General features: G+C 70.4%; 16 protein-coding genes. 4 read left to right on the forward strand and 12 right to left on the reverse strand.

The genetic code is table 11. From position 1 onward, the window contains the following. The first annotated feature begins 4 nt into the window (after positions 1-4). Positions 5-751 (forward strand): flagellar type III secretion system pore protein FliP, encoded by a 747-nt coding sequence (gene fliP, locus AB0M54_RS03685; protein ID WP_364313521.1) that lies wholly within the window; start codon positions 5-7, stop codon positions 749-751. Further along, the gene (locus AB0M54_RS03690; RefSeq protein WP_364313518.1) at positions 748-1,512 is read left to right on the forward strand and encodes a flagellar biosynthetic protein FliR; all 765 of its coding nucleotides are present in this window, start codon (positions 748-750) and stop codon (positions 1,510-1,512) included. Before fliP ends, AB0M54_RS03690 begins: the two co-directional genes overlap by 4 nt. On the opposite strand, the gene AB0M54_RS03695 is transcribed toward AB0M54_RS03690, so the two are convergent. The 11 genes from AB0M54_RS03695 to AB0M54_RS03745 all read right to left on the reverse strand — a co-directional run bounded on the left by AB0M54_RS03695 (position 1,499) and on the right by AB0M54_RS03745 (position 10,810). Next, positions 1,499-2,554 (reverse strand): winged helix DNA-binding domain-containing protein, encoded by a 1,056-nt coding sequence (locus AB0M54_RS03695; RefSeq protein WP_364468911.1) that lies wholly within the window; start codon positions 2,552-2,554, stop codon positions 1,499-1,501. The two genes, AB0M54_RS03690 and AB0M54_RS03695, sit on opposite strands and share 14 nt — an antisense overlap. A gap of 116 nt (positions 2,555-2,670) precedes the next feature. Next, positions 2,671-3,159, reverse strand: coding sequence for a hypothetical protein (locus AB0M54_RS03700; protein ID WP_364313514.1), 489 nt, complete (start codon positions 3,157-3,159; stop codon positions 2,671-2,673). A 5-nt stretch (positions 3,160-3,164) separates the two neighbouring features. Further along, complete coding sequence (locus tag AB0M54_RS03705) at positions 3,165-3,527, reverse strand: response regulator (protein ID WP_364313512.1); 363 nt, start codon at positions 3,525-3,527, stop codon at positions 3,165-3,167. After that, a complete protein-coding gene (locus tag AB0M54_RS03710; protein WP_364313510.1) occupies positions 3,524-4,012 on the reverse strand; it encodes a chemotaxis protein CheX in 489 nt (162 codons plus the stop codon). The genes AB0M54_RS03705 and AB0M54_RS03710 overlap by 4 nt, the downstream gene beginning before the upstream one ends. Further along, complete coding sequence (locus tag AB0M54_RS03715; protein WP_364317015.1) at positions 4,009-4,386, reverse strand: response regulator; 378 nt, start codon at positions 4,384-4,386, stop codon at positions 4,009-4,011. The genes AB0M54_RS03710 and AB0M54_RS03715 overlap by 4 nt, the downstream gene beginning before the upstream one ends. 15 nt (positions 4,387-4,401) lie before the next feature. Continuing rightward, positions 4,402-5,247 (reverse strand): protein-glutamate O-methyltransferase CheR, encoded by an 846-nt coding sequence (locus AB0M54_RS03720; RefSeq protein ID WP_364313507.1) that lies wholly within the window; start codon positions 5,245-5,247, stop codon positions 4,402-4,404. Next, positions 5,244-6,362: a chemotaxis response regulator protein-glutamate methylesterase gene (locus tag AB0M54_RS03725; protein ID WP_364468913.1), complete on the reverse strand. Its 1,119-nt coding sequence runs from the start codon at positions 6,360-6,362 to the stop codon at positions 5,244-5,246. The genes AB0M54_RS03720 and AB0M54_RS03725 overlap by 4 nt, the downstream gene beginning before the upstream one ends. Further along, the gene (locus AB0M54_RS03730) at positions 6,362-7,249 is read right to left on the reverse strand and encodes a hypothetical protein (protein WP_364313502.1); all 888 of its coding nucleotides are present in this window, start codon (positions 7,247-7,249) and stop codon (positions 6,362-6,364) included. Before AB0M54_RS03730 ends, AB0M54_RS03725 begins: the two co-directional genes overlap by 1 nt. Next, the gene (locus AB0M54_RS03735; RefSeq protein WP_364313500.1) at positions 7,249-7,686 is read right to left on the reverse strand and encodes a chemotaxis protein CheW; all 438 of its coding nucleotides are present in this window, start codon (positions 7,684-7,686) and stop codon (positions 7,249-7,251) included. The genes AB0M54_RS03730 and AB0M54_RS03735 overlap by 1 nt, the downstream gene beginning before the upstream one ends. A gap of 1 nt (position 7,687) precedes the next feature. Beyond that, positions 7,688-10,027 (reverse strand): chemotaxis protein CheA, encoded by a 2,340-nt coding sequence (locus AB0M54_RS03740; RefSeq protein ID WP_364468916.1) that lies wholly within the window; start codon positions 10,025-10,027, stop codon positions 7,688-7,690. An 81-nt stretch (positions 10,028-10,108) separates the two neighbouring features. Beyond that, positions 10,109-10,810: a response regulator transcription factor gene (locus tag AB0M54_RS03745; RefSeq protein ID WP_364313496.1), complete on the reverse strand. Its 702-nt coding sequence runs from the start codon at positions 10,808-10,810 to the stop codon at positions 10,109-10,111. A 169-nt stretch (positions 10,811-10,979) separates the two neighbouring features. On the opposite strand from AB0M54_RS03745, the gene AB0M54_RS03750 reads away from it, so the two are divergent. Together AB0M54_RS03750 and AB0M54_RS03755 are read left to right on the forward strand one after the other, a co-directional pair. After that, positions 10,980-11,654, forward strand: a complete 675-nt coding sequence (locus AB0M54_RS03750) for a HAMP domain-containing sensor histidine kinase (protein WP_364313493.1) — start codon at positions 10,980-10,982, stop codon at positions 11,652-11,654. A gap of 176 nt (positions 11,655-11,830) precedes the next feature. Beyond that, positions 11,831-12,307, forward strand: a complete 477-nt coding sequence (locus AB0M54_RS03755; RefSeq protein WP_364468918.1) for a CAP domain-containing protein — start codon at positions 11,831-11,833, stop codon at positions 12,305-12,307. A gap of 8 nt (positions 12,308-12,315) precedes the next feature. Here the strand turns inward: AB0M54_RS03755 and AB0M54_RS03760 are convergent, their stop codons facing one another. After that, positions 12,316-13,365 carry a UDP-N-acetylmuramate dehydrogenase gene (locus AB0M54_RS03760; protein ID WP_364468920.1) on the reverse strand — a complete coding sequence of 350 codons (1,050 nt, stop codon included), beginning with the start codon at positions 13,363-13,365 and terminating at the stop codon, positions 12,316-12,318. Positions 13,366-13,378: the final 13 nt, after the last annotated feature.

Raw genomic sequence — 13,378 nt, forward strand, 5'->3', positions numbered from 1 at the left:
GATCTTGATCTTGGGTCTCGGCCTGGGCCTGGTGCTCCTGCCGGACGCGGCGTGGGCGGCGCCGACCCCGCCGACCCCGCCCGGCATCGACATCGACATCGGCGGCACCAACCCGGACGGCAGCAAGCCGGCCACCTCGCTGGTCATCGTGCTCGGCCTGACCCTGCTGTCGGTCGCCCCCGCCGGGCTGCTGCTGTGCACCTGTTTCACCAAGGTCTTCATGGTCCTCGGCATCACCCGCAACGCGCTCGGGCTGCAGAGCATGCCACCCAACCAGGTGCTGGCCGGGCTGGCCCTGTTCATCAGCCTGTTCATCATGGGCCCGACCATCTCGCAGGTGAACGAGCAGGGGATCCAGCCCTACCTGAAGGGCGACAAGACGCAGACGCAGGCGTTCAAGGCCGGCGTGGAGCCGCTGCGCGACTTCATGTGGCGGACCACCCGCGAGGACGAGGTGGCGCTGCTGATCAAGGTGTCCCGGCAGGAGGCGCCGAAGAACAAGGACGACGTCGAGCTGACCACGCTGATCCCGGCGTTCGTGCTCTCCGAGATCCGGGCCGCCTTCATCATCGGCTTCGTCATCTTCATCCCGTTCCTGATCATCGACATGGTGGTGTCGGCGTCCTTGATGTCGCTGGGCATGATGATGTTGCCGCCGGTGACCGTGGCCATGCCGTTCAAGCTGTTGCTGTTCGTGCTGGTCAACGGCTGGGGGCTGATCATCACGTCGCTGGTGGCGAGTTACGGGTGAACTACGACGTCCCGATCGCCGAGCTGCTCGCGATCGCGCTGGGGGCGGTGCGGGCCGGCGCGTGGCTGGCGATCTGCCCGCCGTTCCAGAACCGGCTGATCCCGCGCCAGGTCAAGGTGCTGCTGTCGATCGGGATCACCCTGCCGATGGCGCCGTACCTGCGCGGCCACCTGCCGTCGATCGAGACGCCGGACATCGTCGCGTGCGCGGCGCTCCAGGTCTTCGTCGGCGCGTCGCTCGGCTTCATCACCGCGATGATCTTCGCCGCGATCCAGGCGGCCGGCGACCTGATCGACGTGTTCGGCGGTTTCACGCTGGCCATGGCCTTCGACCCGCTGTCGATGAACCAGAGCTCGATCTTCGGCCGGTTCTACAACCTGACCGCGGCCACCCTGCTGTTCGCCTCGGACGGTCATCAGCTGATCCTGCGCGGGTTCCTCCAGTCGTACGAGGCGCTGCCGCTGAACGCGAACTTTTCCATGGAGACGTTCAGCAAGCTGCTGCTCTCCGGGATCGCCGAGATGTTCCTGGCCGCGCTGCAGATCGCCGGTCCGCTGATCGCCGTCCTGTTCCTCACCGACGTCGCGTTCGGTCTGCTCAACCGGGTCGCCCCGGCGCTGAACGCGTTCCAGCTCGGCTTCCCGGCCAAGATCATGCTGGTTCTGACGCTGGCCGGCACCGCGGTCGCGATGTTGCCCAAGGCGCTGGACGGGCTGGTCCAGAAGGCGGTCTCGGCGGTCGTCTCGCTCACCGGAGGATGAGCTCGCCCACTCCGGCGAAGGCCCGCAGCGCCTCGGCCTCCGGTTCCACGTCGGCGCGTTCGGCCTTGGTCAGCGCGCCGAACGGGCGGACGGTCAGGACGCCGGCGCGGATCTTCCACACGCCGCGGACGCGGCCGTCGACGGTGAACGCGGCGAACTCGACCAGGGCCGGGCGGTGCTCGTCGTCGATGATCCGGCGGCGGTCGGCGTACCCGAAGGTGACGTTGTCGAAGCCGGGCAGGAAGCGGACCGGCGCCGGGACGTCCGGGTCGGGCAGCTCGCGGCCGGGCAGGTCGAACAGCTCGGCGCCGTGCTCGTTGCGATAGGTGACCAGCTCGGGCCGCAGCTCCTCGACGACCGGCTTCATCCGGGTCAGCCCGCTCCACGCCTGGAGGTCGCGCACGCTCGCCGGCCCGAAGCCGGCCAGGTAACGCAGCACCAGGTCGCGCGCCGATCGGTCGGTCGCGAACGGGCCGCCCAGCCACTGCTCGGCCAGCGCGAACGGGGTCGCCCCGCGCTTGCCCCAGGTCCCGTCCGGATGCGGGTGCACGATCGGCAGCGCCACCTGGGCGGCCCGCGCCAGCCACACACCGTCTTGCTCAGGCCACCGCTGCTGGAGGGCCCGCCCGAGCTCGGGCCGGCTGAGGATCCGGCCGTCGAGCAGCCGGGCCGCCTCCGCGGCCAGCGCGTCCCGCTCGATCGCCGGCACCCACTGGTTGAAGAGCGTGGTGCACATCCGCCCGAGGAGCGGCTGCAACACCGGCCGCACCCACACGTAGTCCTCGGTGGCCAGCAGATGCTGGGTGCACCGATACAGCGTGGCCCGCGCGACGAGCCGCTTCGCCAGCAGCGCGTCGAGGTCGGCCGGCACAAAGGACGAGAGCCGGTTCCACAACCCGATGTGCGGCAGCTCCGGATCCTGCCCCTGCATCCCCACCAGCAGCTTCAGCACATCCAGCGGGCACGCGTCGGGCGACCGCTCCAGCAGGAGTTGCCGCTCGAGGGTCGCCCGATTCAGCTGACGATCGGTGAGAACGGCCATGCACCCAGCATGGCCGGAATTGCGGTCAGGTTCTGACCGCACCACGCACGGACCTGGAGCCCGCGGGAGCAAACGGTCTGTACCCCGACGGACGTGGGAAGAAAAGCCCTTGATCTTTACGGGGCAAACGAGAGCGAGTACTTCCCCTTGCCGTACCTCGCGACCTCGATGGTCAGGTCGAGGCGGCGGCCCAGCGCCAGGAAGTGGGCGCGGGCGTCGTTCGGGAGCGGCATGCCCGGATAGATCACCTGGTAGAGCTTGACGTGCGGGCCGCCCTCGCGGTTGAGCAGCGAGGTCAGCACGTTGAAGAGCTCGAACACGTTCTCGGCGAGGTTGGGCGCCAGCTTCTTGTCGTCGATGCTGTCCTCCGCCGCGCCGGGCGGGAGCAGGCCGAGCGCCGCGCCCACGTTGGCCGCCAGCACGAGTTCCATGCCCATCACGGCGTAGATCTGCTGCTGGCTGTCGGTGTAGATGGCGATCGTGCCGCCGGGCAGATCGTCGGCGCTCATCGGCGCGCCCGGACTGACGTTGCAGTCCCGGCCGAGCAGGTCTTCGAAGAGATTCCGGACCAGGTGGGAACCGGGGATAACCGTGGTGTCAGACATATGCATCATCCCAAAATCGGAGTGAGAACCTCGTCGAAACGGTCGGCGGTGAAGGGCTTGACGATGAAGAACAGCGAGCCCGCCGCCTCGGCCTGCTGCTGCATCTCAGGTGTGCACTCCGAGGTGACGAAGCCGAACTTCACGTCGTTGCCGGCGCCCCGCAGCTTCCGGAGCACCTCGATCCCGGTCATCTCCGGCATGTTCCAGTCGGAGATGACCAGGTCGGGGCCTTCGGCGGTGGCCTTGTCCAGCGCCTCCTGGCCGTCCGCGGCCTCCACCAGATCGTGGTCGCCGAAGCCGGCCTGCCGCAGCGTCCGGGTCACGATCTGCCGCATCACCCGGCTGTCGTCGGCGATCAGGATCTTCATGCGGACTCCCCCTCGTTCCGGCCGTCGCGGCTCTGCCACATCGAGACCGACACCGGCTCGCCGTCCCACACGCCGTAGAGGCCGCTGATCCGCTCGGCGCTCGGATACTTGGTGGCCGAGTCGGGCGCCATCACCACCTGGGGCAGGGACAGGAAGCAGCCGGGCGGCAGCATCGCCTTGACGTTGCCGCCGACGATGTTGGCCAGCTCGCCGAGCACGTCGGACAGGTCCTCGACGCCGATCTCCTCGACCTCCATGGCCAGGAACGCGGCGGCGGCCATCTTGGCGGCCTTGATGGACGACGCGTAGACCACGTGTCCGGTCCAGGAGCCGGTTATCGAGACCGACGAGTGCACCTCGGACGGCTGCTTCGCATCACCGGTCGGTACCAGCGGGTTGACGCCCTCCGGGTCCAGGTACGACACCCAGACCTGTTCCACCATCTCGGCGAGGTCGCCCTCTTTCACCACGACGTCGACGCTCATGAGTTCGCTCCGGTCGGGACGAGGCCCAGCAGGGCCAGCTTCTCGATCATCGCCCCTTCGGTGAAGGGCTTGATCACGTATTCGTGGGCGCCCGCCGCGAGCGCCCGCACGATCTGGCTCTGTTCGCTCTCGGTCGTGACCATGACCAAGGTCATCTCCCGCAGGCGCGGATCGGACCGCACCCGGGTGACGAACTCGAGCCCGTTCATGTTGGGCATGTTCCAGTCGATCAGTGCCAGTTCCGGCACCTCGGTCATCGTGGCCAGCAGGTCGAGGGCCTCCTGCCCGTCACCCGCCTCGGTGGCCTCGAAGTTGAGCTTGGAGACGATGCGCTTGAGGATCATGCGCATCGCTCGGGAGTCGTCGATCACCATGGCGCGCACGCGGGTTCACCCTCTCCTCGCCGCGCCGACCGGCACGGCACTGCGGATCCGATAGGCAGAGGTCCGTCCGGCCGCCACCCGTTCGTAGTTGTCATCGATGCCGATGGTCGTCTCGGCCGCTCCGAGGAACAGCCAGCCGTCCGGCCGCAGCAGCCGGGCGACGTTGCGCAGCACGTTCTTCTTGGTCGCGACGTCGAAATAGATCAGCACGTTGCGCAGGAAGATCACGTCGAACGGGGGCATCGGCGGCAGCGGCGCGGTCAGGTTCATCAGCTTGAAGCTGATGTTGCGGCGCAGCGCCGGCATGACCCGCCAGTGGGCGCCGGCCCGTTCGAAGTACTGCACCAGCTGCGCCGCGGGCAGGCCTCGGTTGACCTCGACCTGGCTGTACTCGGCGGTCTCGGCGCGCTTGACCATCTCGGTGGAGATATCGCTGCCCACGATCTCGAACGACCAGCCGGGCGGCAGGTGCTCCTGCATCGTGATGGCCAGGCTGTACGCCTCCTGGCCGCTGGAGCTGGCCGCCGACCAGACCCGGAGCTTGCGCTGGGCGCCCCGGGACTTGACCAGGTCGGGCAGCACCACGTCGGTCAGCGCGGTGAACGGCTCGCGGTCCCGGAACCAGGACGTCTCGTTGGTGGTGAGCGCGTCGACGACCAGGCGCTCGTTGGCCTTGTCCGGGCGGCGCTGGAGGTCGGACAGGAACTCCGCCACCCCGGCCGCGCCGACCGCCCGGGCCACCGGGATCAGCCGCGCCTCGACCAGATACTCCTTGCCGGGGGCGAGCACGATCGACGCCTCGCGGCGGACCAGCGTGGAGACGTAGGAGAAGTCGGACTGGGAGAGGGTCATCGGGCCACCGCCGCGGATCGGCCGACCTTGAGCCGGGTGAGCAGGCAGGAGGCGATGCGGTCGAGGGGCAGCACATCGTCGGCCAGCCCGGCCTGCACGACGGCGCCGGGCATGCCCCAGACCACCGAGCTGGCCTCGTCCTGGGCGAGCACCTCGGCGCCGGCGTCGCGCATCACCTTGGCGCCGCCGCGGCCGTCGTGGCCCATGCCGGTGAGCACCAGGGCGTACCCGGACCCGCCGAACAGCTGCGCCACCGAGCGGAACATCACGTCCACCGCGGGCCGGCAGGAGTTCTCCGGCGGCGCGGCGCTGAGCTGGGTGACCACCGAGGTGCCCTTGCGCAGCAGCACCAGGTGCTTGTCGCCGGGCGCGATGTAGACCGTGCCCGCGGTCAGTTCCATGCCGTCGGTCGCCTCGACCACGGACAGCGCGGTGCTGCGGTCGAGCCGCTCGGCGAACATCTTGGTGAAGACCGGCGGCATGTGCTGGGTGACCACCATCGGCACCGGCAGGTCGGCGGTCAGCCCGAGCAGAACCTTGGTCAGCGCGTCCGGGCCGCCGGTGGAGCAGCCGACCGCGATCAGGTCGACCCGGCCGGCCGGACCCCGGCGCGCCGGAGCGGCGGCCGGTCGGGTGGGCGCGGGCCGCAGGGTCGGCGCGGGCCGCCCGGGCGGGGCGTTCGACGGCCGCATCGGTGCTCGCGGCGGCGGGCCCTTCCTGGCCAGCGCGTGAATCTTGGGTACCAGCTGTTCCCGGACCGCCGCCACCGACTCGGCGATCGAGCCGACGTTGGACGGCTTGGTCACGTAGTCGGTGGCGCCCGCGGACAGCGCCTCCAGCGTGGCCGACGCGCCCGCCGCGGACAGCGTGCTGAACATGATGACCGGCAGCTGCCGGTGCCGCTTGCGCAGCTCCCGGACCGCCTCGATGCCGTTCATCTTCGGCATCTCGATGTCCATGGTCACGACGTCCGGTCGCAGCTGGTCGATCTTGGCCTGGGCCAGCTGCCCGTTGGCCGCCGTGCCGACCACCTCGATGCCGGGCGCGCCGCCCAGAGCGTCGGTGATCAGCTTCCGGACCACGACGGAGTCGTCCACGACGAGGACAGTGATCATCAGATCACCCCCTTCTCGCCGAGCCAGGACGGGCCGAGCGCCGCGACCACCGGCGCGAGCAGCCGGTGAGCCGTAGCGGTGTCCAGCAGGTCACGCACGACCAGCGCCTGGACCGCGCCGCTGAGCATGTTCCACACCCCGCCGGCCCGGTCGGCCAGCGGAATACCGGCCGTGTCCACGGCCTGTACCAACAGCATCTGTGCTGCGGCGGCCGTGCGGACCCGATCCGACAGATAGGCCGCCCACGAGGCGGAATGGACCGCCGGGGACCACCCACCGGCGTTGCGCCGCGCGTCCTCCGCCGAGGCCGTCAGGCGGGTCAGATCGCGGGACCGGAGGCCACGCAGCCGATCCAGCAGCGCCGACACCGCGTAGTGGTGCGGGCCGAGGTCGATCGGCGCCCCGGCCGGCAGCTTCCGGATCGCCGAGACCCAGCCGGCGCCGAGCATCCGCCGGGTCGACTCGCTCAGCACCTCGCGCAGGTAGCTCGCCACCGCCGCGTCGCAGAGCAGCGCGGTGGCCGAGGCCGCCGCGTCGGTCTGCGTCGCCTCCCGCCCGGTCCCGTGCCAGGTCCAGGCCATCACGTCGTAGCGGATGCAGGTCAGCAGCGAGTCCACCGAGCCGATCGGGGCCCGTTCGACCAGGGCCAGCGCGCCGGCCGGGTCGTCCTTGGCCAGCGACTTGAGCGACGGCAGCCGCCGGGCGGCGCTCTCCACGTCGACCCAGAGCGGGCCCCGGATGTCCTCGTGCGGCAGCCGCTCGGCGAGGATCGACAGGTCGCCCGGCCCCAGCCGCAGGCCACGCAGGAACACCTCGGCCGTGGCCGCCCCGCCGCCCAGGCGGGTCAGGTCGAAACCGAGGACGGGAGCGCTGACCAGGCTGTACATCAGGTGGTGGCTCGATACGTGTCGACGGCCTGCCGCACGTCCAGGGCCAGCATCAGGCGCCCGTCCAGCTTGAACGTGCCGACCACCAGCTCACGGGTGGGCCCGCCGAGGGTGTCCGGCGGCGGCTCGAACGCGTCGTCGTCCAGGTCGACCACCTCGCCGATCCGGTCGACCAGCAGGCTGACCGGCTCGCCGTCGCCGCGCAGGATCACGTTCATCACCGGGCCCTCCAGCGACTGCCGGGCCAGGCCGAGCTGGACCCGCAGGTCGACCGCGGCGATCACCTGGCCCCGCAGGTTGAACAGGCCACCGACGGCCGGCGGGGCGAGCGGCACCGGGGTGTACTCGTTGTACGAGAGCACCTCCTGCACGGTGTACACCTCGACACCGAAGAGCTGGTCGGCCACCTCGAAGGTGGCGAACTGCCGAGTCGCCATGTCAGGCCTCCACCAGCATCGGGTCGTCGGCGTCGCGGTAGAAGTTCGGGTCGGCGGCGAGGATGGCCCGGCGTACGTCGAGCAGCTCGGTCACCCGTTGCTGGATCACCGCGGTGCCGACCAGGCCGTCCTCCTCGGCGTCCCGGCGGGCGGCGGTGGAGTTCTCGGCGATGTCGACGATCCGGTCCACCACCAGCGCGACGCTGCGGCCGCCCTCGCTGTAGACCACCACCGAGACGGTGTCGCCCTCCGGCTCCTCGCTGTACGCGCCGAGCAGATGCGACAGCCGGACCAGCGGCAGGATCTGTCCGCGGTACTGGACCACCTCGCGCGAGCCGGCCTGCTCGATCCGGTCCCGCGGGAACTCCTCGAGCCGGGTGACCGTGTCCAGCGGGATCGCCACCCGGCGCTCGCCGACCGCGGTGACCAGCAGCCGTTCGCCGGTGCCGCCGATCTTGGACTCCCGGGACGTGCCGGCCTTGCTCTCCTTGGAGTCGGCCAGGTGGCTGCGCCGGGCCAACGAGGAGGCGTCCAGGATCAGGCCGACCTTGCCGTCGCCGAGGATGGTGGCCCCGGCGTACAGGCCGATGTCCTTGAACCGGCTGTTGAGCGCCTTGACCACGACCTCCTCGGTGTTCAGGACGCGGTCCACGACCAGGCCGAAGCGGCGACCGTCGGCCTGCAGCACCATGATGTAGACGCCCTGGTCACCGCCGACCTCGAGGCCGAGCGCGCGGTCCAGCCGGACCAGCGGCAGCAGCTTGCCCCGGAGGCGGTAGACGGGCGCGCCCGAGGCGTACTCGATCTTGGTGGACTGGCCGTCGATGAAGACCAGTTCGAGGACCGCGACCTGGGGTACGACGTACCGCTGGTCGCCGCAGTCGACGGTCAGCGCCTGGATGATGGCCAGGGTGAGCGGGATGGTCAGCCGCCAGACCGTGCCCTCGCCGAGGGTGGAGTCGACGCTGACCGCGCCGCCGATCCGCTCGATGTTGGTCTTCACCACGTCCATGCCGACGCCGCGGCCGGACACGTTGGTCACCTTGGCCGCGGTGGAGAAGCCGGGCTGGAACACCATCGCCATGATGTCCCGCTTGTCCATGGTGGGCACCTGCTCGGGGCGCAGCAGGCCGTTCTCCACGGCCTTCTGCGCGATCCGGTCGACGTTCATGCCGGCGCCGTTGTCCGCGACCTCGACCGCGACATGCCCACCCTCGTGGTAGGCCCGCAGCGTCAGCGTCCCCTCCGGGGTCTTGCCGCTGGCGATCCGGGTCTCGGTGTCCTCGATGCCGTGGTCGACCGCGTTGCGCACCAGGTGGGTCAGCGGGTCCTTGACCGCCTCGAGCAGGCTGCGGTCGAGTTCGGTCTCCTTGCCCTCCATGACCAGCTGGACCTGCTTGCCCAGCGAGTTGGAGAGGTCCCGGATGACCCGCGGCAGCTTCGACCAGATGTGTTCGATCGGCTGCATGCGGGTCTTCATGATGCCTTCCTGCAGCTCGCTGGTGATCATGCCGAGCCGCTGGGCGCTGCGGACCAGGCCGGAGTCGCCGATGTCCATCACGCCGCGGACCAGCTGGTTCCGGGCCAGCACCAGCTCGCCGACCATGTTCATCAGGTTGTCCAGCAGGTCGACGTCGACCCGGATGGCCTGGTCGGCGGCGCTGCGCTTGGGCGCCTGCTGCTGCAGGGCCTCGTTCACCGCGGCCGGCTGGGCCTTGCCCTCCTCCAGCAGGATCGTGCCGAGCTTGCGGTCGTCGCCCTCGAGCTGCGACTGGAGGCCCGAGGCCACGTCCGCGGGCTGGGCCGCGCCCGACTCGACCAGCATCTCGCCGAGCGGGCGGCGCTGACCCTCCACCGGGTCGGGCGCCGGGCGTACGCCCTGCTCCTCGATCGGCGCCGGCGCCACCTCCGGCTCCGCCGAGGCCGGCGCGATCGGGGCCTCGGCCTCGGCCACCGGCGCCTGCATCTGGGCGTGCACCGCGCTGATGATGCTTTCCACGTCGACGTCGCCCTCGTTGCCGTTCGCCTCGATCTCGGCGAGCAGCGACCGGACGCCGTCGATGGTGGCCAGCAGCGTGGTGATCGTCTGCGGGGTGACCGGCATGACGCCGTCCCGCAGCTTGGACAGCAGCGATTCACCGGCGTGGGCCAGCGTCTCCAACCGGCCGAAGGCCAGGAAGCCGCTCGTGCCCTTGATCGTGTGGATCGCGCGGAAGATGCGCGAGATCAGATCGCGCGAGTTCGGTTCCTGCTCGAGTTCGACGAGATCCCGGTCGATCTGGTCCAGGTTCTCGTGGCTCTCCATGAGGAACTCGCCGACGATCTCACCAAGGTCTTCCACCGTGCGCCCACCTTCCGCTCGAGCTCTTCAAGACCCTGATCGACCCGGGTACGCGCAACCTGAGCACACCCGGACCGCACCTCATCCCTCGTCCCCGGAGGCCTTCCGATAGCGGTAGCCGAAGCCGCGGACCGACTCGATCGGCGAGTCGTCCGGCTCCGACCAGCCGAGCTTGCGGCGCAGCCGGAGCACGGCGAACTTGACCCGCTCCTGGCCGATCCCGGTCGGGTCGTCCCAGGCCTGGGTGAGCAGCTGGTTCGGGCTGAGCACCGCGCCGGCGTGCCGGACCAGCGCGTTGAGCAGCCGGAACTCGGTCGGCGTGAGGCGCTTCTCGTCACCCTTGACGTAAACCCGGCGCTTGGTCGGGTCGAGGTGCACGAGGCCGTCGTCGTAGATCTGACTGGCCCAGCTGTTCTGCCCGGAGGACGAGCGGCGCAGCAGCGCCTCGACCCGGGCCAGCAGCTCGTTGTTGGCGAACGGCTTGGTCAGGTAGTCGTCGGCGCCGCCGCGGAGGCCGCGTACTTTCTCGGTCTCCTGGCCGTGCGCGGTGAGCACCAGGACCGGCACGTCGGAGACGTCGCGCAGCCGCTCGAGGACCTGCCAGCCGTCCATCTCGGGGAGGCCGACGTCGAGCACCACCAGGTCGGGGTGTTCGGCGTAGGCCTCCTTGAGGCCGGTGCGGCCGTCACCGGCGTGCGCCACCTCGTAGCCGGCCCGGCCGAACAGCAGGCGCAGGGCCAGCGCGATGTCCGGGTCGTCCTCGACGACCAGAAGCCGGCTCATCCGGCGTCACCGGAGCACGTCATGCTCGTTATACCCATCGCCACAACCCCCGTCGCACCGGAACCCGCGAAACACGCGAAACGCGCGATAGCGTGATGTGTCCAGTCAAATACGGACAGTTAAACTTTAGCGTGCTTATCCGCCGTCCGGGCCGGTCCGCGAGGATCCGGTGACCGCCACCCTCGAGGCCCGCTTTCTGGCCGTCATCTCCCACGAACTGCGAACGCCGCTGACCACCATCGCCTCGTTCACCGAGAGCCTCGATCACGACGATCTCGCACCCGACGAACGCTCGCTGGCACTTTCGGCGGTCCGGCGCAACACCGACCGGATGCTCACCCTGATCGACGACCTCATGGTGGTGAGCCGGCTGCAGACCGGCGACCTGCCGCTGAACCCGGCCGACGGGCCGCTCGCCCCGATCCTGCGGGAGGCGATCGACCTGCTGGCCGGCCACGAGCCGCACACCGCCGCCACCCTGACCGCCGGCGACGGGCCCGACCTGCGCGCCGACCGGTCGCTGCTGCGCGACCTGTTCTACGCGGTGCTCGGCACGGTGGCCTGCGGCGCCGCCGACCGGTCGGCGGTGATCTCGTCCGCCGCCGACGGGGACGGCTGGACGGTGACCATCACGGCGTGGCAGGCCGAGCCGCTCACCGACGAGCACCTGATGGCCGAGATGCTGGCCGCGCCCGAGCCACCGCACCGGCGGCGCAGCACCGCGCTGTGGATGTTGCTGGCCGACGCGATCGCCACCCGGCACGGCGGGTCGGTGCGGCTCACCTACGACCCGGCCGCCGGCGCGGGCGCCGAGATCCGGCTGCCGCTCACACCCGAGTGGTAGCCCAGCACGGCATCCGCGGCGCGGATGCCGTGTGGGCCTACCACTGAAACCCACAGCCTGACATCGCGGCGACACGCCCGGGATGACAATGCCGATAAATCGGACGTACAGCCGGGAAGACGGTCCGATACGTGATACCGGGCGATGGACGCCCGGCCCTGTATCGGAGGCATTCCATGATGTGGAAGTCCCTCATCGCCGGTCTCGCGGCGCCCGCCCTGCTGGCCGCGACGACCGCGGCCGGCGCCGCGGCCCCGCGCTACTCGCCCGACGGCATGCTCAGCTACGCCCTGCTCACCGCGACCAACGAGCAGCGCGCCACGGCCGGCTGCGCCCCGCTCCGGGTGGAGACCGAGCTGATCATCGCGTCCGTCGAGCAGAGCGGCTACATGGCCACCACCCGCAACTTCGGCCACGTCGGGGCGGACGGTTCGACCTTCGTGAGCCGGGCCCGCCAGGCCGGGTACGCCACGCCGGCCGGCGAGAACATCGCCTGGGGCTACCGCGACCCGGCCCAGGTCATGGAGGCCTGGATGGCCAGCCCGCAGCACCGGGAGAACATCCTCAACTGCGAGGCCAAGTCGGTCGGCGTCGGCACCCGGCGGTCGGCCGACGGCACGCCGTACTACACGCAGGTCTTCGGGTGGGAGTAGTACGGCCGTCAGACCTGGCAGCCGACGAGGACCGGTTCGGGATGCAGCTCGATGCCGAACCGGTCCCGCACGCCGGCTCGGATCACCCGGGCCAGCTCGAGCAGCTCGGTGGTGGTGCCCGAGCCCCGGTTGGTGAGCGCCAGGGTGTGCTTGGAGGAGATACGCACGCCCTCGCTCACGCCGAAGCCCTTGCTGAACCCGGCGTGCTCGATCAGCCAGGCCGCCGGGATCTTCACCCGCCCGCCGGCCGCCGGCCAGTGCGGCATGTCCGGCTCGGGCAGCTCGCCGACCACCGGATTGGTGAAGAACGAACCCACCGACCAGGTGTCCCGGTCGTCCGGGTCGAGCACCATGCCCTTGCCCGCGCGCAGCTTGAGCACGGTCTCCCGGGCCCGCTCCAGCGGCACCCGGTCGCCGGCCTCGACGCCCAGCTGACGGGCCAGTTCGGCGTACCGGATGGGCTCGGACTCGGTGCTGCGGGCGAGCCGGAAGTCGACCTCGAGGACCAGCCAGCGGTCGCTGTACTTGAAGACGCTGGCGCGATAGCCGAACCCGCACTCGGCGGCGGTCATCGTGACCATGGCGTCGGCCTCGCGGTCGTACGCGTGCACCGCCACGATCGTGTGACCGACCTCCTGGCCGTACGCGCCGACGTTCTGGATCGGGGTGGCGCCGGCCGACCCCGGGATGCCGGACAGGCACTCCACGCCGGACAGACCCTCGGCGACGGTCCGCGCGACGAAGTCGTCCCAGACCTCACCGGCCGCGACGCGCAGTGTGACGAAGGTGGCGTCCCGGGCGATCTCCCTGATCCCGCGCGTGCGGAGCAGCACCACGCGTCCCGCGAAGCCGGCGTCGCCGATGACGACGTTGCTCCCACCTGCCAGGATGAGCACCGGTTCCCCGGCGGCGGCGGCGTTTCGCACGGTTGTCACCGCTTCGCCGGGCTCGGTGGCCACCGTCAGTGCGCCGGCCGGACCACCGAGGCGTAGCGTCGTGTAGGCCCCGAGTGAACCGGGGGACGCTTCGACTCGTTGCTCAGGGAAGACTTCGGACACGAAGTCAGCCTAG

Source organism: Actinoplanes sp. NPDC051470, assembly GCF_040682035.1.
GTDB lineage: Bacteria > Actinomycetota > Actinomycetes > Mycobacteriales > Micromonosporaceae > Actinoplanes.

Coding starts and splice junctions, on each gene's coding strand:
- AB0M54_RS03695 (WP_364468911.1), bottom strand. CDS start 2,554: ATGGCCGTTCTCACCGATCGTCAGCTGAATCGGGCGACCCTCGAGCGG.
- AB0M54_RS03700 (WP_364313514.1), bottom strand. CDS start 3,159: ATGTCTGACACCACGGTTATCCCCGGTTCCCACCTGGTCCGGAATCTC.
- AB0M54_RS03705 (WP_364313512.1), bottom strand. CDS start 3,527: ATGAAGATCCTGATCGCCGACGACAGCCGGGTGATGCGGCAGATCGTG.
- AB0M54_RS03710 (WP_364313510.1), bottom strand. CDS start 4,012: ATGAGCGTCGACGTCGTGGTGAAAGAGGGCGACCTCGCCGAGATGGTG.
- AB0M54_RS03715 (WP_364317015.1), bottom strand. CDS start 4,386: ATGGTGATCGACGACTCCCGAGCGATGCGCATGATCCTCAAGCGCATC.
- AB0M54_RS03720 (WP_364313507.1), bottom strand. CDS start 5,247: ATGACCCTCTCCCAGTCCGACTTCTCCTACGTCTCCACGCTGGTCCGC.
- AB0M54_RS03725 (WP_364468913.1), bottom strand. CDS start 6,362: ATGATCACTGTCCTCGTCGTGGACGACTCCGTCGTGGTCCGGAAGCTG.
- AB0M54_RS03730 (WP_364313502.1), bottom strand. CDS start 7,249: ATGTACAGCCTGGTCAGCGCTCCCGTCCTCGGTTTCGACCTGACCCGC.
- AB0M54_RS03735 (WP_364313500.1), bottom strand. CDS start 7,686: ATGGCGACTCGGCAGTTCGCCACCTTCGAGGTGGCCGACCAGCTCTTC.
- AB0M54_RS03745 (WP_364313496.1), bottom strand. CDS start 10,810: ATGAGCCGGCTTCTGGTCGTCGAGGACGACCCGGACATCGCGCTGGCC.
- AB0M54_RS03755 (WP_364468918.1), top strand. CDS start 11,831: ATGATGTGGAAGTCCCTCATCGCCGGTCTCGCGGCGCCCGCCCTGCTG.